This is a genomic window from Ochrobactrum sp. CGA5 (assembly GCF_006345815.1).
In the GTDB taxonomy this organism is placed as follows: Bacteria; Pseudomonadota; Alphaproteobacteria; order Rhizobiales; family Rhizobiaceae; genus Brucella.
Genome location: NZ_VCIG01000038.1, coordinates 399,582 through 418,116 on the forward strand (window position 1 = coordinate 399,582; position 18,535 = coordinate 418,116).

Consider the following 18,535-nt stretch of genomic DNA (forward strand, 5'->3'; position numbering starts at 1 on the left):
GAGCGTTCTAACAAAAAGCCGGGCGCAAGGCCCGGCTTTGTTCGTTCAGTCGCCGTCTTGTTTAAGCCGGACGGATCAGCACGTGCCGCTTCTTGCCGAGTGACAGCTTGATAACGCCCTGATCATTCAAGGCACTCGCATCGATGGTCATACGGGGATCGCTGACAGGTTCGTCATTGATGCGCACGGCGCCACCTTCGACATGGCGACGGGCTTCGCCATTGGTCGTGCAAAGCTCGGCCAGAACCATCAAAGCCAATACGCCGATGCCGCTGTTCAGCGTAGCCTTGTGAACGCCGACTGTCGGAAGGTTCTCCGACAATTCGCCATCCTCGAAAGTCTTGCGCGCGGTTTCTGCGGCTTCGTCTGCTGCGTCGCGACCATGAAGCATGGCGGTCACTTCCGTCGCGAGGATTTTCTTCGCTTCGTTGATTTCGACGCCTTCAAGCGCGGCCAGTTTTGCGATTTCGTCCAGCGGAAGCGTTGTATAGAGCTTCAGGAAACGCTCAACGTCGGCATCTTCGGTATTGCGCCAGTACTGCCAGAAATCATACGCGCTCAGCATATCTGCGTTCAGCCAGATGGCGCCGCCAAGTGACTTGCCCATCTTCTGGCCTGAGGACGTCGTCAGCAATGGTGAGGTGAGAGCGTAAAGCTGCGGCGTTCCCATACGGTGACCGAGATCGATACCGTTGATGATGTTGCCCCACTGATCCGAGCCACCCATCTGCAAGCGCAAATCGTAACGCTTGCTCAGTTCCACGAAATCGTAGGCCTGAAGGATCATGTAGTTGAATTCGAGGAATGACAGGGACTGCTCACGATCAAGGCGTGTCTTCACCGAATCAAAAGAAAGCATGCGATTGACCGAGAAATGACGGCCTACATCGCGCAGGAATTCCAGGTAATTAATGTTGCGCAGCCAGTCGGCATTGTTGACGATCAGAGCATCGGTCGGGCCATCACCGAAGGTGAGGTAGTTGGCGAAAACACGCTTAATTCCCGCAATGTTCTCGGCAATCGTATCTTCCGTCATCAGCTTGCGGGCTTCATCCTTGAAGGAGGGGTCACCCACCATGCCGGTGCCGCCACCCATCAGCGCGACAGGCTTGTGTCCGGTCTGCTGGAGCCAGTGTAGCATCATGATCTGGATCAGGCCGCCTGCGTGAAGGCTTGGAGCCGTAGGATCGAAGCCGATATAGGCCGTCACGGTTTCCTTGGCCATCAATTCGTCGAGGCCACTTTCATCCGAAATCTGATGAATGAAGCCACGCTCGGAAAGCGTGCGAAGAAAATCGGATTTGAAACCGGACATTCCTTTTCCCTGACTGATAAGGCGACGTTGAAACTAGTCGCAAGCGGCTGCTTACATCGATGTGATAAGCCCGCCTTTAGCACCAATCAACCGCCAATAACAAGGAAACTCCCGAATAGGCGCGTTGCGAACCAGTAATTTCGCTTCATCGATTGGAAGAGCTCGGCATCAGTCTCAGTGTTGCGCCGTGTTTGAAAACAGATTGAGCACAATGACACCGGCAATAATCAATCCCATGCCGATCACTGCGGCCAAGTCGAGCTTTTGGTCGAACAGCAGCCAGCCGACAAGCGCCACAAGTGTAACACCAATCCCGGACCAGACTGCATAGGCTACACCGACAGGGATGCTCTTCAAGGTCATGGAGAGAAAATAGAAGGCCAGACCGTAAGCGACGACCACGATCAAAGACGGTCCAAGCCGTGTAAAACCTTCCGATGCCTTGAGGCTGAGCGTTCCGATAACTTCGGACACGATGGCGATAGCAAGTATGGCATAAACCGGCATGTCACGCTCATGGAACGGATTGGAGGGAACGAATCACTGGATTTCGATCTAGAATCGCAAAAAAATCCGGCGGGAGACCCGCCGGATGAGACGCCGCAAATCGCGAAAACGACTTGCTTATTTCGTGTAAACTTAACGCAGGCGCTTCGGGCGCGCTTCTACCAGTTCGCCAGCCAAACGGCGATCAAGATACTCCGCACAATCCTCGATGAGTTCGTCACCCTGTCCAGTAAAGAAGTGGTTCGCGCCTGCAATCGTGTTCTGGGTGATCGTGATACCCTTCTGGGTCTTCAGTTTATCGACCAGAGCCTGCACGTCCTTCGGCGGAGCAACTTTGTCCTGATCGCCATGGATGATGAGGCCGGACGAAGGGCAAGGCGCCAAAAAGGAGAAATCATAGGTGTTCGGTTGCGGTGCGACGGAAATGAATCCTTCAATTTCCGGGCGACGCATCAGAAGCTGCATGCCGATCCACGAACCGAACGAATAACCGGCAACCCAGCACGTCTTGGAATCGGGGTGAAGCGCCTGCACCCAGTCGAGCGCGCTGGCTGCATCCGACAGTTCACCTGCGCCATGGTCGAATTCGCCCTGGCTGCGTCCAATACCGCGGAAGTTGAAGCGCAACGTGGTGAAGCCGCGCTGCTGGAACATATAGAACAGATCATAAACGATCTTGTTGTTCATCGTTCCGCCGAACTGCGGGTGTGGATGAAGAATAAGCGCGATTGGAGCATTCTTTTCTTTGGAGGGCTGATAGCGGCCTTCGAGGCGTCCGGCAGGACCGTTGAAAATGACTTCTGGCATGTGTACTCCGCTCGTAACGGGAAGACCGGGCCTGGGGCGACGAAACTTGACGTCGTTGGACGCCGCTTCTAGAACCGGTTTGGAATTTCGACAGACTGAAAGCGAGTTTCAGTTCCTATGTGGGCTTAATAGGCTTTTCTTGATTGAAATTTCAAGAAAATTGCGCTTCCAGTATTTTGTTTAGGAGATAGGTACGGTGAACGGGAGCGGCAAGAGGCTCTATCTGGATTATAACGCCAGTGCTCCGTTGCTTGATGAGGCACGAGAAGCAGTTATCAATGCTCTAGGCATTACTGGCAATCCGTCCTCCGTGCATCGTGAAGGTCGCGCCGCGCGCGCCCTTGTTGAAGCCGCGCGTCGTAGCGTGGCAGCGCTGGTCAATGCCAAGCCAGACCATGTTTTCTTTACATCAGGAGCAACGGAAGCCGCATCGACGCTGCTGACGCCTAACTATGTGATGGGGCGTTCACCGGTCCGTCTGTCACATCTCTATGTGAGCGATACGGATCACCCGTGCATGTTGTCCGGCGGCCAGTTCCCACCGCAGGATGTCACCGTTCTACCGGTTGATGCGAATGGCATCATAGAACTCAATGCTCTCAAGGCAGCTCTCGCCAGTCACGACAAAAGCCAGGGGCTTCCGCTTGTGGCGATACAGGCTGCTAACAATGAAACTGGCGTTATCCAACCGGTCGCGGAAATCGCTGCCATCGTAAAGGATGCGGGTGGCATTTATATTGTTGATGCGGTTCAGGCCGCAGGGCGTATTAGATTAGATATTTCAGATAATTGCGGTGATTATCTTATAGTCTCGTCGCACAAGATTGGCGGGCCGAAAGGCGTAGGCGCAATTATCGCCATTTCTGATCTCATGATGCCGCGCGCGCTTGTTCGCGGCGGCGGTCAGGAGAAGGGGCATAGAGCCGGAACGGAAGCTCTGCCACAGATCGCAGGCTTCGGCGCTGCGGCTGATGTTGCCAAGGCACGACTGGACGCCGATGGCTGGTCTCCGGCGATGCGTGACAGGTTGGAAACCGGTCTTGAGGCTATTGCCCCGGACGCGGTGATATACGGAAAATCGGTCGACAGATTGCCGAACACCACGTTCTTTTCTCTTGTGGATCAAAAGGCGGAAACAGTTCAGATCGCCTTTGATCTTGGCGGAATTGCCCTTTCTGCGGGATCGGCCTGCTCGTCGGGTAAAGTCGGTCCCAGCCATGTGCTGTCCGCCATGGGGCACGGAGAAAGCCTCGGAGCGATCCGGGTTTCGCTGGAGCCAACAGCAACGCCGGATCATGTCGATACGTTTCTCGAAGTTCTCCGCAAAATTATAGAGCGCCGCGCCAAGAAGACGTGATCGCGCTTCAAAGAACGAGGCCCATCTTTTGCTTTGCGGCAGCGATATCCTCCGAGGCGTTGGAATTTTAGATTTTGAACTTGTGATGGGCATTCTGAAAGATTTTCAGTTGCACGACGGTGCGGCCCTCGTCATTTATCTGTTGCTCGAGAAACTTTACATAGTCCTGCAGGTTCTGGATGCTCATCATAGTCTCTCTTCCTTTGGCTATCTATGTTCCTACATATACAAGGCAAGGGCAGGCATGATTCTGAATTGCTACCCTGCCAGCGCAATTCTTCAAAGGAAATCAAGGCCTGAAACTAAGGGCGGATCAGCCGCTATTGCCGTTTGATCGGACTTTTTATTAAGTTGATCATTTTAATCGGCATTTTTAGGGGCAAATTTGAACCCGGTGCTTGAAATTCAGTTTAGAGAGGTTTTAAAGAAGGGCCACGCACACTATATTGAGGCGGTATTGTTCAAGACATATCACCTTGACGTTTGCAACTGTCGGGCCTTGACCCCGACGAGGATGGAGAACGCCAATGCCTGCAGTGCAGGAGACCATTGATCAGGTCCGCGGCCTTGACGTGGACCAGTACAAGTATGGCTTCGAGACGATGATCGAAGCCGAGAGGGCTCCCAAGGGCCTGAACGAAGATATCATTCGCTTCATTTCCGCCAAGAAAAACGAGCCGGAATGGATGCTGGAATGGCGTCTGAAAGCCTATGAGCGTTGGCTCACCATGGAAGAGCCAACATGGGCTCGCGTCGACTACCCCACGATCGATTTCCAAGACGCATATTATTATGCGGCGCCGAAAAACCAGTCCGGCCCGAAGTCTCTTGATGAAGTCGATCCAGAACTCCTTAAGACCTACGAAAAGCTTGGTATCCCGCTGCGCGAGCAAGAAATCCTTGCCGGCGTTCGCAAGCAGGGCGAGCCGAGCGAAATCGATGGCAATCCTTCTGACAACGTTTATGCGTCCGGTCGCGTTGCCGTTGATGCCGTATTCGACAGCGTGTCCGTCGTCACGACCTTCAAGGAGGAACTCGCCAAAGCGGGAGTGATCTTCTGTTCGATTTCGGAAGCGATCCGCGAACATCCTGAACTGGTGCAGAAGTATTTGGCTTCTGTGGTTCCTGTTTCGGACAACTATTACGCGACTCTGAATTCGGCGGTCTTCACGGATGGCTCGTTTGTCTATGTTCCGAAGGGTGTTCGCTGCCCGATGGAGCTTTCGACCTATTTCCGCATCAACGAGAAGAATACCGGCCAGTTCGAACGTACGCTCATCATCGCGGATGAAGGCGCATATGTCTCCTATCTGGAAGGTTGCACCGCACCGCAGCGCGACGAAAATCAGTTGCACGCGGCTGTCGTTGAGCTGATTGCGCTCGAAAACGCCGAAATCAAATATTCGACGGTCCAGAACTGGTTCCCCGGCGACAAGGACGGCAAGGGCGGTATCTACAACTTCGTTACCAAGCGTGGCGACTGCCGCGGCGATAATTCCAAGATTTCGTGGACGCAGGTTGAAACCGGCTCTGCGATCACCTGGAAATACCCGTCCTGCATTCTGCGTGGCGATAATTCGCGCGGCGAGTTCTACTCGATCGCTGTTTCGAACGGTCATCAGCAGATCGACTCGGGCACTAAAATGCTGCACCTCGGCAAGAACACGTCGAGCCGCATCATTTCCAAAGGTATTTCGGCTGGCAAGTCGAATAACACCTATCGCGGGCAGGTTTCTGCGCACCGCAAGGCCGAAAATGCCCGTAACTTTACCCAGTGCGACTCGCTCCTGATCGGCAATGATTGCGGCGCGCATACGGTGCCTTATATCGAGGCAAAGAATGCAACGGCGCAGTTCGAGCACGAGGCAACCACCTCCAAGATTTCAGAGGACCAGCTGTTCTATGTGATGCAGCGCGGCATTCCGGAAGAGGAGGCCATCGCCCTCATCGTCAATGGCTTCGTGAAGGAAGTCATTCAGGAACTGCCGATGGAATTCGCCGTCGAAGCCCAGAAGCTTATCGGTATTTCGCTAGAGGGCAGCGTCGGTTAACCGACGAGCTCCTTTCATCTCGCATCAGATTTTCTGGCCAGCCTTTTCCTGGCATTAGAACAAGGTTTACATTCATGCTTGAGATCAAGAACCTCCATGCAAAGATCGCTGACACGGATACCGAGATCATCCGCGGCCTGAACCTCACCGTGAACAAGGGTGAAGTTGCTGCGATCATGGGTCCGAACGGTTCGGGCAAGTCCACGCTTTCCTATATCCTCGCTGGTCGCGAAGACTACGAAGTGACGGAGGGCGACATTCTCTATAACGGCGAGTCGATCCTTGAACTCGATCCGGCTGAACGCGCCGCCAAGGGCATCTTCCTTGCATTCCAGTATCCGATGGAAATTCCCGGCGTTGCCACGATGGAGTTCCTGAAAGTTGCGATGAACAGCCAGCGCAAGGCGCGCGGCGAACCGGAGCTGAAAATCCCGGAATTCATCAAGCGCGTGAAAGACGCTGCCGGCAAGCTCAGCATTAATATGGACATGCTGAAACGTCCGCTCAATGTCGGTTTTTCGGGTGGCGAAAAGAAGCGTGCTGAAATTCTTCAGATGCAGCTTCTGGAACCTAGCCTCTGCGTTCTCGACGAAACCGACTCCGGCCTCGACATCGATGCGCTGAAGATTGTGTCCGAAGGCGTTAATGCACTACGTTCACCGGATCGTGCAGTGATCGTCATCACGCACTATCAGCGTTTGCTTGAGCACATCGTTCCCGACAGCGTGCACGTGCTTTACAAGGGGCAGGTCATCAAGTCCGGTGACAAGAACCTTGCGCTGCACCTTGAAGAAAACGGTTATGCCGATGTAATCGGCGAAGCTGCCTGAGGGGGGATGGATCATGAATATCCAGACCGCCCCGGCTGCCAAGCCGCGAACGCCGGCTGAAAGCGCGCTGATCGACAGTTTTGCCGACCGCATGGGCGACTTGCCGGGGAATGGCGATGTGGTCGTTGCACGTGACGCAGCGCTTGAAACGCTCAAGGAAAATGGCATTCCGTCCCGCCGTGTCGAAAGCTGGCATTACACGGATTTCCGTACGCTTTTGAAGGGGGTGGCGCCTTTCGACGCTGCTGCTGGAACACAGGCAGTGGCTGCGCTCATCTCCGGCTCGTCCGTCGTTGCCGCGAGCAATGGTGTGGCTCTTGCTGCGAAAGCGCCTGAGGGTGTGTCACTGACCCCGGTTCGCGAGGCGTTGGCTGACGGTTCGCTCGTCACTCAACTTCGGCCACGCGGCTTTGATGATACGATCGGCCAGATCAATGCTGCCTATGTCAGCGATGGTTGGATGGTTTCGATCGCCGACGGCACGGAACTTGAAGCGCCATTGGAGCTTCAGAACATCCAGAAGACCGGACAGGGACACACACGTTTTCCGGTTCGCATAGGTGCCAATGTCAAGGCCACGATCGTGGAACGCCAGAATGGTGGAGAGGGCGATGCCTTTTCAACCTCTGTCAACCACGTGACCGTTGGCGATGGCGCCGAAATCCTCTGGATCATCTTGCGTGATTTTGGTCAGGCAACACAGCTTTCCCAGTTCAATGCTACGATGGGCAAGGACTCCAAGCTCACGCTCTACATCGTCAATGCGGGCGGCAAGCTCGTGCGTCAGGAAGTGCACGTCAACGTTGCCGGAGAAGACTCCGACTTTGAACTCCGCGGTCTCAATCTGCTGGCTGATGACAGTCATACAGATGTGACCATGACGGTCGGTCACCTGGTAGAGAACACCCGTTCGACCGAGGTCATCCGCAATGTTGTCAAGGATCGCGCGCGCGGGGTTTTTCAGGGCATGATCCGCGTTGCGCAGATCGCCCAGAAGACGGATGCCCGTATGGCATGCAACACGCTTTTGCTGTCGGATGATGGCGAATTCGATGCCAAGCCCGAACTCGAAATCTTCGCCGATGACGTGGCCTGCGGTCACGGTGCGACGGTTACTGAGTTGTCGAAGGACTATCTATTCTATCTGATGGCCCGTGGCATTCCGGAAAACGAGGCGCGTGGCCTGCTGATCAAGGCGTTCATCGCTGAGATTATCGAGGAGCTGGAAGACGAAAAGCTGGTTGAGGCACTGGAAGCAGTGCTGTCCAGTTGGCTCGCCGCCCACGCCTGATTGATTGAGGCAGAGTTGTGCAAGTGCGTGCTCTGCCTTTTCCTGCCGAAGCGGCAAGAGGAACGATCATGGACCAGAAAAATCCGCTTGTTGCGGCTTATGACGTCGAAGCGATCCGCCAGGATTTTCCGATCCTTTCGCGAGAACTGCATGGCAAGCCGCTCGTCTATCTCGACAACGGTGCATCGGCGCAAAAGCCCCAAAGCGTTATCGACGCTGTGACGCATGCTTATTCCAATGAATATGCCAATGTTCACCGCGGCCTGCATTTTTTGTCGAATGCGGCGACCGATGCTTATGAAAAGTCGCGTGAAACGGTACGGCGCTTTCTAAACGCCGGTTCGGTAGACGAGATCGTCTTCACGAAAAATGCGACAGAGGCGATCAACACTGTCGCGTATGGCTATGGCATGCCGAATATCGGTGAGGGGGATGAAATCCTCTTGTCGATCATGGAGCATCACTCCAATATAGTGCCGTGGCATTTCATTCGTGAAAGGCAGGGTGCAAAGCTGGTCTTCGCGCCGGTGGATGATGAAGGCATCTTTCACATTGAAGAGTTTGAAAAGCGTTTGACAGAGCGCACCAAGCTCGTTGCGATCACGCACATGTCGAATGCGCTCGGGACCGTTACGCCGATCAAGAAGATCGTAGAACTTGCCCATGCACGCGGCATTCCGGTGCTGGTGGATGGCAGCCAAGGCGCTGTGCATTTGCCTGTCGACGTGCAGGATCTCGGCTGCGACTGGTATGTCTTCACTGGTCACAAGGTTTACGGGCCATCCGGCATCGGCGTGCTCTATGGTCGTTCGGAAATGCTTGAGAAGATGCGTCCTTTCCAGGGCGGCGGCGAGATGATTGAGGAAGTGACGGAAGACAACGTCACCTACAACCATCCGCCCCATCGTTTTGAAGCAGGAACACCGCCCATCGTTCAGGCTATCGGTCTTGGCGCCGCGCTCGAATATATGGAAAGAATCGGCCGTCATGCGATCCTCGCGCATGAGGAAGATCTGCGCGATTATGCTCATGAACAACTCGGCCGGATCAACTCATTGCGCATTTTTGGCAATGCACCGGACAAGGGAGCGATCATCTCGTTTGCGCTTGAGGGAATTCACGCGCATGACGTATCGATGGTGATTGACCGGGCAGGGGTTGCTGTTCGTGCTGGAACACATTGCGCGCAGCCGCTCTTGAAACGTTTCGGCGTCACCTCTACATGCCGTGCATCCTTCGCCTTGTACAACACCCGCGCCGAAGTGGATGCATTGGCGGAAGCCTTGGAAAAGGCAAGGAAGTTTTTCGGATGACCGATATGGAACAGAAAGTTCAGGACAAAGTCGAGATTCCGCCTGTCGATGGCGGGGTAAAGGCCGAAGGCAATTCGGTATTTTCTGCTTCTGCTATCCCGCAGGAAGATCTCCTTCGCATGACGGATGACATCATCGCGGCCTTAAAGACGGTTTATGACCCGGAAATTCCGGCTGATATTTACGAGCTTGGCCTCGTCTACAAGATCGACATCGAAGATGATCGCTCCGTGAAGATCGAGATGACACTTACGGCTCCAGGCTGCCCGGTTGCAGGCGAAATGCCGGGATGGGTCGAGAACGCAGTCAGTGCAGTCGAGGGCGTCTCAATGGTGGAAGTCACAATGACATTCGATCCGCCGTGGACACCGGACCGTATGTCCGAAGAGGCGCAGGTGGCCGTCGGCTGGTATTGAAATATTGCAGGGATCACAAAATGCGGCTCTTTGGGCTGCATTTTGATTCGTAGTGGAAAAAAAGGGCTCTAAAAGGCCCTTTCAGCGCCCAGCCCGGAGAAAACCCAATCGACATAGCCAAAATTGGCAGGTTCGATTACCTGTGACGGGACTCCACAGTCTTTCAGTGGCGCCTTGCGGCCGCGCTAAATCGCCCTCCTGGTAGGCACGTACATTTCAGTTTTGTGGCAGTGCGCATTTTCCCACGCAACCGCTTGAACGGAATACGTATTCCATTCTGGGCCTGTAGGCGAGGTGGGTTGAAAAGCGGTAACAAACCATAACCGGTTGTTTCAGCGCGCTAGTTATCCTCAAAAGAAGAGGATTAGTGGTGCCCCCAGAGAGACTCGAACTCCCGACCCCCTGATTACAAATCAGGTGCTCTACCAACTGAGCTATAAGGGCACATGCGCCCGATTAGCACAAATGCAGCGAGTGTAAAACGAAAATTCATCGCATGCAGGTCATGGCAACCGAGTTTTTCATGTGATAGCCAATAGCAGCTTGGGGAAACAGTGGCAAACTTGTCAGAGTTGGGCCAGATTCGGGACTTTAAATATGGAAGATAGTTCGCTCGCGCTTCATTTTCTGTCATCGGGGACCGAAGAATCACTTGTCGCCCAGAAAGAGCTTGTTGCTCGTTATGGCCACGTGTCCGCAGAAGATGCCGATATTATCGTCGCGCTTGGGGGCGATGGAACCATGCTTCAGGCGCTCCGCGATTTCATGAACAGCGGTAAGCCGATCTATGGCATGAATCGGGGCTCTGTCGGCTTTCTGATGAATGAGTTCAGCGTGGACGATCTGCCGGAACGTATTCTGGCCGCCCAAATGGAAACCATTCGCCCGCTTGTGATGATCGCAGAAACTGAATCGGGGCATTCTTTCGAGGCTTTGGCGATCAACGAAGTTTCTCTTTTCCGCCAGTCTTATCAGGCCGCCAAGATCAGGATTACGATTGACGGCAAGGTGCGGCTGAACGAACTCGTTTGTGATGGCGTTATGGTCGCGACGCCTGCCGGGTCCACGGCCTATAATCTTTCGGCGCAAGGCCCCATTCTGCCGCTTGAAGCACCGCTTCTGGCATTGACGCCGGTAAGTCCATTTCGTCCGCGCCGTTGGGGCGGCGCACTACTGCCAAAGCACGTGACTGTTCGTATGGATTTGTTGGAGACAGAAAAACGCCCGGTCAATGCGGTCGCTGACAACAATGAGGTCAAGTCGGTAAAGTCTGTAACCGTGCGAGAAGCACCGAATAGCCAGGTCGCCATCCTCTTCGACCGAAATCATTCCTGGGATGAGCGCATCCTGACAGAACAGTTCAGGCACTAGTTTCGGCAGATAAATGCTGGACTGGTTCAGTCGCGCAAATGCTCTTTAGCTTTTGATAATTTGAATAAATTTGTTCATGTTTCGCATTGATTTCGATTGTTGCAGCACTATTGAAGCAATTTGATATCTTTCGATGGTATTTTAGTTGACTTTTGCACGCTGTAGACGTACGCGATGCTGCAAGAAAACGCATTTTGCGTTGCAGACACCTTATTCTGCCTTGGTTCCTGCGCCCGATGACGCGGCTGCAATGACAGGATGGGTGGAAATCATTTCCAAACCAGAGAGCTGCGCCTCCATTGACGACATTTGCCGAACTCGGTCTTTCCCCGAAAGTGCTCGCTGCTGTAGAAGCGGCGGGGTATTCTGCGCCCACCCCTATTCAGGCAGGAGCCATTCCTCCAGCTCTTGAACGCAGAGACGTTCTCGGTATTGCGCAAACGGGCACGGGAAAGACTGCATCTTTCGTGCTTCCGATGCTCACGCTTCTGGAAAAGGGCCGGGCGCGGGCGCGTATGCCGCGTACGCTTATCCTGGAGCCGACCCGTGAACTGGCGGCGCAGGTGGAGGAAAACTTCACCAAATACGGCGTCAATCATCGGTTGAACGTTTCCCTCCTGATTGGCGGTGTGTCGTTCGATGAACAGGAACGCAAGCTCGAGCGCGGCGCCGATGTTCTTATTGCAACTCCCGGTCGCATGCTCGATCATTTCGAACGCGGCAAGCTGCTCCTGACTGGAGTTGAAATTCTCGTCATCGACGAGGCGGATCGTATGCTCGACATGGGTTTCATCCCTGACATTGAGCGCATCTGCAAGCTGATCCCGTTTACACGTCAGACCCTATTTTTCTCGGCCACCATGCCGCCAGAAATCACCAAACTGACCGAACAGTTCCTGCATTCGCCAACGCGCATTGAAGTTGCAAAAGCTTCGTCTACGGCCAAGACCGTAACCCAGCGTCTGGTGAAGTCCAGCAAGAAGGATTGGGACAAGCGCGCGGTCCTGCGCGATCTCATCCGTGCCGAAGGTGATACACTCAAGAATGCGATCATCTTCTGCAACCGCAAGAAAGATGTATCTGAACTGTTCCGCTCGCTGACGCGACACGAGTTCAACGCCGGTGCCTTGCATGGCGATATGGATCAGCGCGCTCGCATGACCATGTTGGCGAATTTCAAGGAAGGCAAGTTGCAGTTGCTGGTGGCTTCCGACGTTGCTGCGCGCGGACTCGACATTCCTGATGTAAGCCACGTTTTCAATTTTGACGTACCAATCCACTCGGAAGATTACGTTCACCGTATTGGCCGTACCGGTCGCGCGGGGCGTTCGGGAAAGGCATTCACCATTGTGACGCCTTCCGATACGAAGTATCTGACAGCCATCGAGAATATGATCGGTGAAAAGATTGAATGGCTAGACGGTGATCTGTCGACCTTGCCAGCCTCTGACGAGGCAGATGATCAACGCAAGGGCAAGAATGCACGCGGCAAAGGTAAGGATGCCAAGAGCAAGGACAAGCCGAAAGACAAGGTTAAGGCGAAGCCTGCCGAAGCTCTCGATCCTGCCGAGCAGCCGCAGCCAGTCTTCGAAGTCAGTGATCGCCGCGATGCGATCCGCGCTTCCAATGACGAGCGCCGTGGCAAGCCGCAGCATGAACAGAAGCGTCGTCGTGACCGTGACGACGACGGCCCGACCCCTGTTGGTTTCGGCAACGACATTCCGGCCTTTATGTTGATTCCGACAGGAATCTGATTGCAGCAGAATGGAAGCGGATTGATCGGCTGCGAAGCTAGCGCTTCGCAGCCGATTTCTTTCTGGGCTTGTTTTTCTCGCTCCGCAGGGCTGCGTCATAGGCAAGGCGCGCCCAGTGAGTCATCACTTCCGGGTCATCAAAAGCTTCACTTGGTACGCTCCAGTAAGGCATCGCAATTGGATCGCCACCTCTGCGACCTTCATAGGTCCATTGGGTCGCGCCAGCGTCAATGAACTCCGGGATGGTGAACTCGTCAGCCTTAAAGAGCAATTCGTCGCGGACGACGAGTGCGAAGATCAGGCCTTGATGATAAATGCCCTTGCCGCCGAACATGCGGCGGATGCAGATGGGGCCGAAGTCCTGCAACAAATCGCGAAGGCCTTCGTCATCCATCGGCGAACACCTTGTCTTGAATTAAGCTGCGCCTTGCATCTGGCGCAGACTTTCTGGAGAGGCAGCTTTGATCTCGACGGATTCGCCACAGCCGCACGCTGATGTCTGGTTCGGATTGTTGAACACAAATCCCGTACGAAGCGTCGTCACTTCGAAATCCATCTGGGTACCGAGCAGGAAAAGAACCGCTTCAGGCGCAATGAAAACCTTTGCGCCATCTTTCTCGATCACATCATCACCTGCTTTGGTTTCCGTGACGAGATCGATGGTATACTCCATCCCGGCGCACCCACCTTTTTTCACACCCACGCGGATACCAAGCGCGCCGTCCCGCGATGCAAGGATCTCGCGAACGCGATCAGCTGCCTTGTCAGTTAGGGTCATGACTGCGAAACGGCCCATTTTCTCTCTTCCGGTATCGTGCTGGCATATGGACGGAGAATCGTCCAATCATGTTGCAACAGGCTGAGATTCCTCTGCGCCTGCCACGTTTTCACTATAGTTAGTGTTGTAACATCATTACTGCAATACACCAAGTCGGGAGCGCCGCCGAAGCGTTCCACAATAAGTTTGCTAGGAAGAGGAGAAGCGAATGTCGAATGGCGGGATGAAACCTCTGATGCTGGCTGCCATGCTCGGCCTTCTGGGTGCGGGACTTGCAGGCCTTTCGACAGGAACGGCCCTGGCGCAAAATCCGCCGAAGGCCGCGCCCGAAGAAACACCAAGAAACGTTGAGGAAAAGCACGATCAAGCCGTGAAGCCGATTGAGGAAACCAAACCTTCCGAGCAGACGCTGGATGCGGCTGGCGGCGTAACAGTCCCGGACTATCGTGATGATCGCTCCACACCGCAGACGCTGATCGAATCCTATTATAATGCGATCAATCGGAAGGAATATACCCGAGCTTATGGTTATTACTCCGAGGAAGGGCGGGAGCCCGACTTCGAGACCTTCGTAAAGGGCTATGAGAATACCAAAAGCGTAAAGGTCGCGCTGCGCAAGACTGATCCAGATCCGGGCGCAGGCCAGATTTACTGGAGTCAGCCGCTGGCCATCGAAGCCGAAATGAAGGATGGCAAAAAACAAGTCTTTACGGGCTGCTACACCATTCGCCTCACAAATCCCGCGATGCAGGAAGAACCGCCTTTCAAGCCGATGCAGATCATGACGGGGTCGCTGTCCAAATCGCCTCTTGAGCTGGAAAAGAGCGTGCCGGAAACTTGCGAGGCGCCATAGATAGAATTGGCGGATTCTCTCTTGACCTTACCACGATGGGAAGCTCCATCTTATAGTTGGTCCTAAAGAGGAGTGACTGAGTTGATGAAGTTTTCCATTCCTAAGATGAAGTGCGGCGGTTGTGCCGATAACATTACCGTCGCGCTGCGTAAGCTTGATGCGACTGCACCGATTGAAATCGATCTCGACAAGAAAGAGATTGAATTCGACAGCAAGGTTTCGCCGGAGGCCGTTCTCTCAGCACTGGCTGCAGCCGGGTATCCGGCATCGAACGCTCAATAATGTGATTTCACGGGTGCTTGTTTCAAAGCGCTGCGAACGGTAGAGCCCCAAAGTGAAAAACCGTTTCGGGCAGGCCGTGTGTCAAAGCAGACACCGAGATGTCGGGAGGCGCAAGCTTTCCGGCATTCTCATGTCCTGATGTTGGTAACAAAAGTGGGTATTCGTGAGCATAAGTGCCGCAAACACGGTGTTTCATTGACTGGACCCGCAAATTTTGCCACATCAACGGCAAATCTCGTTTATGGTGGCCCTTGTGCTCCAAAAGGACGCACGGGCTCCATTGGCATAAAACATCGCATTCCGCGACAAGGAAGGGTTCAGGGCTATGGCAGCCGATTTCCAGGATCTTCGCACAAAGATGGTCGACAATCAGATCCGCACGACGGACGTAACCGATCTGGCGGTTATCGATGCTTTCCTGACCGTCCCGCGCGAGGCTTTCGTTCCCGCTGCCCGTCAGGTTCTTGCCTATATCGACGAAGATCAGCTCCTTGAAAGCGAAGGATCGCAGCCGCGCTACCTCATGGAACCGTCTCCTTTCGCCAAGCTCGTACAGCTCGCGCGCATCAAGAACACCGACGTGGTGCTCGATGTCGGCTGTGGAACCGGGTACTCGGCAGCCATCCTCTCCAAGCTCGCTGGCTCGGTGATCGGTCTGGAAAGTGATTCCGTATTGTCTGCTGCTGCTACCGCCCGTCTCGCTGAGTTGGGTTATGACAATGTTGTGATCGTTTCAGGTGGCATGCCGGCAGGCTATCCATCCGAAGCCCCATACGATGTGATCGTCATTGAAGGTGCTGTTGATTTCGTTCCAGATGCACTTCTCACCCAGTTGAAAGATGGCGGGCGCCTCGTCGCAGTTGAAGGCCGCGGGAACGCCGGCGTTGCGCGGATTTACGTTAAAGAAAATGGTGTTGCATCGGGACGCGGTGTGTTCAACACTGCGGTTCGTCCGTTACCAGGATTCGAGCGCGTTGCGCAGTTCGAGTTTTAATTTTAGCGGATGATACAATTCTGCAACGCTGTGGAATTTCTTTGTGCAAGCTCTGGCGGGGACGATGGAAATAACCGATTTTAGAGGTTATTAGGATTTGTCCGAACCGATCGGTTCGATAATTGGATTCGTTTGTTCTTATAATGAGGTACCTGGTGTTCAAAACGTGCAAAGGACTGGTAGCGGCCGCAGCATTGTTGTCTGGCACCATTTTGACGGGGCAGGCGGCGTTCTCGGAAACGCTGACCGGCGCTCTCGTGAAAGCCTACAAGAACAATGCCAACTTGAACTACTCCCGCGCAGGCGTCCGTGTCACGGATGAGGGCGTGGCCATTGCCAAATCTGGCTATCGTCCACAGATCACCGGTTCCTATAATGTAGGGCGTGGCAAGACACCATCCAGTCAGGGTTATCGTACGACTGGTACGTTTGGCATCGAGCTGAACCAGATGTTGTTTGATGGGTTTCAAACCAAAAACAACGTTGCCGCCGCAGAAACGCAGGTCTTCGCCCAACGCGAAAATCTCCGCAACGAAGAGCAGAATCGACTCTACGAGGCCGTAACCGCCTATATGGATGTATATCAGGCTCGAAAGATTGCGGCTTTGCGTGAACGTAACCTCGCAGCCCTGAACGAACAGGTTCGTGCTGCTCGCGCCCGCCTTGATGTTGGTGAAGGTACGCGCACCGACGTTGCGCAGGCAGATGCCAGTCGTTCGACTGCTGTCGCGGCTTTGAATTCTGCGCGCGCAAACGTCAAGTCGGCAGAAGCGACCTATATACAAGTGATCGGCGTTCAGCCTGACAAACTAGCGACTGCATCTGCCGCCAAGAACCTGCCTAGCTCGCCTAACCAGGCATTCAACGTTGCAATGGCGGGGCATCCAGGCATTCTTGCTACGCAATATGCCGTTAATGCCGCTGGATATAACGTTAAGGCCAAGGAGGGTGCGTTGCTTCCTTCCGTTGGTCTAACGGCAAGCGCCAGCCGACTCGATACCTATGCAGGAGAAGGTGGCTCGCAAACGGACGGCAACTCGGCCTCCGTGGGCGTCGGCGTCAGCATCCCGATTTATACTGGTGGACGCAACTCGGCTCAGGTTCGTCAGTCCAAGGAACAGCTCGGTCAGGCACGCATCGAAGTTGATGTTGTCCGCGATCAGGTTCGTCAGGCAATCGGCTCGGCATGGTCGCAGCTCGAAGCTGCACGTGCGTCGGTCAAGGCAAATCGCGACGGTATTGCCGCCGCCCAGCTTGCTCTTGATGGCGTTATTGAGGAGCGTAAGGTTGGACAGCGCACGACGCTCGACGTTTTGAATGCGCAGAATGATCTCATCACGGCACAGATCGCTTTGGTCGAATCCGAGCGTAATGTCGTTGTTGCCAGCTATGCTCTTCTGAATGCTACCGGACGCATGACCGCCAGCCAGATGGGCTTGCAGGTTGCCGAGTACAAGCCGGAAGAACATTACAATGCCGTCAAGGACAAGTGGTTCGGTCTGCGTACGCCGGACGGCCGTTGATTGTTCGTTATTGTATGAGATTCAAAAGGCACCTTCGGGTGCCTTTTTGTTTTGTCGTTGATTCGGTGTTCGTCGGCACTTTCAATTCTTAACAAATCCATAAAGCTGTGAGTTTGGACTGTTGCACCTCGGCCGGGGATTCTCAAACAGTGGATCGTTCGCTACCCTTAATCCATTGATTCTCTGTCTTTTGCAGACAATGTCGCAATACAGGAAAGCGGATAGTAGCCATGGCACAGACATCCAGCGCAGCACGTGAACCGTCGATGGAAGAGATACTCGCGTCCATCCGCAGGATCATTGAGGATAGCGATGTCACGCGTCAGCCCGCGCCGGTTGTGGCGGCGTCACCTGTTCGTGGTGAAGTCGCGGAATTCCGTCGTCCAGTTGCCGATCAGCCTATCGCACAGCCTGAAAAGCCTGCAATGATGCGCAATGTGTTCCAGGATGAGCCGACATTTCGAGGCCCGATCAGTGAGCCGTCACAGGTAACGCCTGAATCGGAAATCGATGCCGAGGATGAGGATGAAGTCTTCCTCAACGCCGAGAACGACGATAATTCCCACGCCCAGGCTAACTCCCCCTTGGGTCTGGCTGACGAGGTGGACATATCGCTGAATGAAATCGACCTTTCCGTTGAATCCGGGATTGCAGAAGCTGTCGATGATTTGCTCGAACCCGAACTTGAGGCACCAACTCAACCTGCGGGCGCCGAGCCGGAGACTGTGGCTCAGCCCGAGGCCGCAGCACCAGTCGTGGAGCCTGTTGCAAAGATGCAGCCTGCTGCCCATATGTTGTCTCAGATCGCCGAACGTCAGGTCGCTGCGGCATTTCAGGACTTGAACCATGCAGTCCGGGCCGAACCGCGCCGTTCGTTTGACGATATAGCTGCGGAACTTTTGCGCCCGATGTTGCAAGACTGGCTCGATAATAATCTGCCGACGCTTGTTGAGCGACTCGTTCGGGAAGAAATTGAACGCGTGGTTCGCGGCGAACGATAACAGGCATTCGCTTATCTATTAAAATGTTACCCGTCTGTGCAACAGGCGGGTTTTCAATTTTAAGATGGCAGTCAGGGGCACAGTCACTTTTA

19 protein-coding genes and 1 tRNA gene are annotated in these 18,535 nt (G+C 54.3%); 13 read left to right on the top strand and 7 right to left on the bottom strand.

Annotated elements, in window-relative coordinates; genetic code table 11:
* Positions 1-61: 61 nt before the first annotated feature.
* From tyrS to FJQ48_RS14890, 3 genes are all read right to left on the bottom strand, one after another.
* Entirely contained in the window at positions 62-1,315 is a 1,254-nt protein-coding gene (gene tyrS, locus FJQ48_RS14880; protein WP_139975767.1) for a tyrosine--tRNA ligase, read from the bottom strand.
* 174 nt (positions 1,316-1,489) lie between these two features.
* Complete coding sequence (locus tag FJQ48_RS14885) at positions 1,490-1,822, bottom strand: SMR family transporter (RefSeq protein WP_139975768.1); 333 nt, start codon at positions 1,820-1,822, stop codon at positions 1,490-1,492.
* Between the two features lie 132 nt (positions 1,823-1,954).
* Positions 1,955-2,629 carry an alpha/beta hydrolase gene (locus FJQ48_RS14890; protein WP_139975769.1) on the bottom strand — a complete coding sequence of 225 codons (675 nt, stop codon included), beginning with the start codon at positions 2,627-2,629 and terminating at the stop codon, positions 1,955-1,957.
* Between the two features lie 196 nt (positions 2,630-2,825).
* On the opposite strand from FJQ48_RS14890, the gene FJQ48_RS14895 reads away from it, so the two are divergent.
* The gene (locus FJQ48_RS14895; protein ID WP_139975770.1) at positions 2,826-3,986 is read left to right on the top strand and encodes a cysteine desulfurase family protein; all 1,161 of its coding nucleotides are present in this window, start codon (positions 2,826-2,828) and stop codon (positions 3,984-3,986) included.
* A 67-nt stretch (positions 3,987-4,053) separates the two neighbouring features.
* Here the strand turns inward: FJQ48_RS14895 and FJQ48_RS22855 are convergent, their stop codons facing one another.
* On the bottom strand, positions 4,054-4,176 hold the full coding sequence (locus tag FJQ48_RS22855) for a hypothetical protein (RefSeq protein WP_282183549.1): 123 nt from the start codon (positions 4,174-4,176) through the stop codon (positions 4,054-4,056).
* A gap of 337 nt (positions 4,177-4,513) precedes the next feature.
* Between FJQ48_RS22855 and sufB the strand changes: the two genes are divergently transcribed.
* The 5 genes from sufB (at position 4,514) to FJQ48_RS14920 (ending at position 9,887) form a co-directional block, all read left to right on the top strand.
* Complete coding sequence (sufB, locus tag FJQ48_RS14900; RefSeq protein ID WP_139975771.1) at positions 4,514-6,037, top strand: Fe-S cluster assembly protein SufB; 1,524 nt, start codon at positions 4,514-4,516, stop codon at positions 6,035-6,037.
* 74 nt (positions 6,038-6,111) lie between these two features.
* Positions 6,112-6,867, top strand: a complete 756-nt coding sequence (gene sufC / locus FJQ48_RS14905; protein ID WP_139975772.1) for a Fe-S cluster assembly ATPase SufC — start codon at positions 6,112-6,114, stop codon at positions 6,865-6,867.
* 13 nt (positions 6,868-6,880) lie between these two features.
* Positions 6,881-8,158 carry a Fe-S cluster assembly protein SufD gene (gene sufD / locus FJQ48_RS14910; protein ID WP_139975773.1) on the top strand — a complete coding sequence of 426 codons (1,278 nt, stop codon included), beginning with the start codon at positions 6,881-6,883 and terminating at the stop codon, positions 8,156-8,158.
* A 68-nt stretch (positions 8,159-8,226) separates the two neighbouring features.
* Positions 8,227-9,471 carry a cysteine desulfurase gene (locus FJQ48_RS14915; RefSeq protein WP_139975774.1) on the top strand — a complete coding sequence of 415 codons (1,245 nt, stop codon included), beginning with the start codon at positions 8,227-8,229 and terminating at the stop codon, positions 9,469-9,471.
* Positions 9,468-9,887: an SUF system Fe-S cluster assembly protein gene (locus FJQ48_RS14920; protein ID WP_139975775.1), complete on the top strand. Its 420-nt coding sequence runs from the start codon at positions 9,468-9,470 to the stop codon at positions 9,885-9,887. The genes FJQ48_RS14915 and FJQ48_RS14920 overlap by 4 nt, the downstream gene beginning before the upstream one ends.
* 368 nt (positions 9,888-10,255) lie before the next feature.
* Here FJQ48_RS14920 and FJQ48_RS14925 read toward each other — a convergent pair.
* Positions 10,256-10,331 (bottom strand) — tRNA-Thr (locus tag FJQ48_RS14925).
* Positions 10,332-10,484: 153 nt separating this feature from the next.
* Between FJQ48_RS14925 and FJQ48_RS14930 the strand changes: the two genes are divergently transcribed.
* Together FJQ48_RS14930 and FJQ48_RS14935 are read left to right on the top strand one after the other, a co-directional pair.
* Positions 10,485-11,258 carry an NAD kinase gene (locus tag FJQ48_RS14930; RefSeq protein WP_139975776.1) on the top strand — a complete coding sequence of 258 codons (774 nt, stop codon included), beginning with the start codon at positions 10,485-10,487 and terminating at the stop codon, positions 11,256-11,258.
* A 299-nt stretch (positions 11,259-11,557) separates the two neighbouring features.
* Positions 11,558-13,012 (top strand): DEAD/DEAH box helicase, encoded by a 1,455-nt coding sequence (locus FJQ48_RS14935; RefSeq protein WP_139975777.1) that lies wholly within the window; start codon positions 11,558-11,560, stop codon positions 13,010-13,012.
* A 37-nt stretch (positions 13,013-13,049) separates the two neighbouring features.
* Here the strand turns inward: FJQ48_RS14935 and FJQ48_RS14940 are convergent, their stop codons facing one another.
* Together FJQ48_RS14940 and sufA are read right to left on the bottom strand one after the other, a co-directional pair.
* Positions 13,050-13,406, bottom strand: a complete 357-nt coding sequence (locus FJQ48_RS14940; RefSeq protein WP_139975778.1) for a TfoX/Sxy family protein — start codon at positions 13,404-13,406, stop codon at positions 13,050-13,052.
* A gap of 21 nt (positions 13,407-13,427) precedes the next feature.
* On the bottom strand, positions 13,428-13,808 hold the full coding sequence (gene sufA / locus FJQ48_RS14945) for a Fe-S cluster assembly scaffold SufA (RefSeq protein ID WP_139975779.1): 381 nt from the start codon (positions 13,806-13,808) through the stop codon (positions 13,428-13,430).
* A 190-nt stretch (positions 13,809-13,998) separates the two neighbouring features.
* Here sufA and FJQ48_RS14950 point away from each other — a divergent pair, with 190 nt between their 5' ends.
* The 5 genes from FJQ48_RS14950 (at position 13,999) to FJQ48_RS14970 (ending at position 18,443) form a co-directional block, all read left to right on the top strand.
* Positions 13,999-14,643 (top strand): hypothetical protein, encoded by a 645-nt coding sequence (locus FJQ48_RS14950; RefSeq protein ID WP_139975780.1) that lies wholly within the window; start codon positions 13,999-14,001, stop codon positions 14,641-14,643.
* An 81-nt stretch (positions 14,644-14,724) separates the two neighbouring features.
* Positions 14,725-14,925 (top strand): heavy-metal-associated domain-containing protein, encoded by a 201-nt coding sequence (locus FJQ48_RS14955; protein ID WP_139975781.1) that lies wholly within the window; start codon positions 14,725-14,727, stop codon positions 14,923-14,925.
* Between the two features lie 325 nt (positions 14,926-15,250).
* Complete coding sequence (locus FJQ48_RS14960) at positions 15,251-15,919, top strand: protein-L-isoaspartate O-methyltransferase (RefSeq protein ID WP_139975782.1); 669 nt, start codon at positions 15,251-15,253, stop codon at positions 15,917-15,919.
* 143 nt (positions 15,920-16,062) lie between these two features.
* Positions 16,063-17,442 (top strand): TolC family outer membrane protein, encoded by a 1,380-nt coding sequence (locus FJQ48_RS14965; protein ID WP_139975783.1) that lies wholly within the window; start codon positions 16,063-16,065, stop codon positions 17,440-17,442.
* A 230-nt stretch (positions 17,443-17,672) separates the two neighbouring features.
* Complete coding sequence (locus tag FJQ48_RS14970) at positions 17,673-18,443, top strand: PopZ family protein (protein WP_139975784.1); 771 nt, start codon at positions 17,673-17,675, stop codon at positions 18,441-18,443.
* Positions 18,444-18,535: the final 92 nt, after the last annotated feature.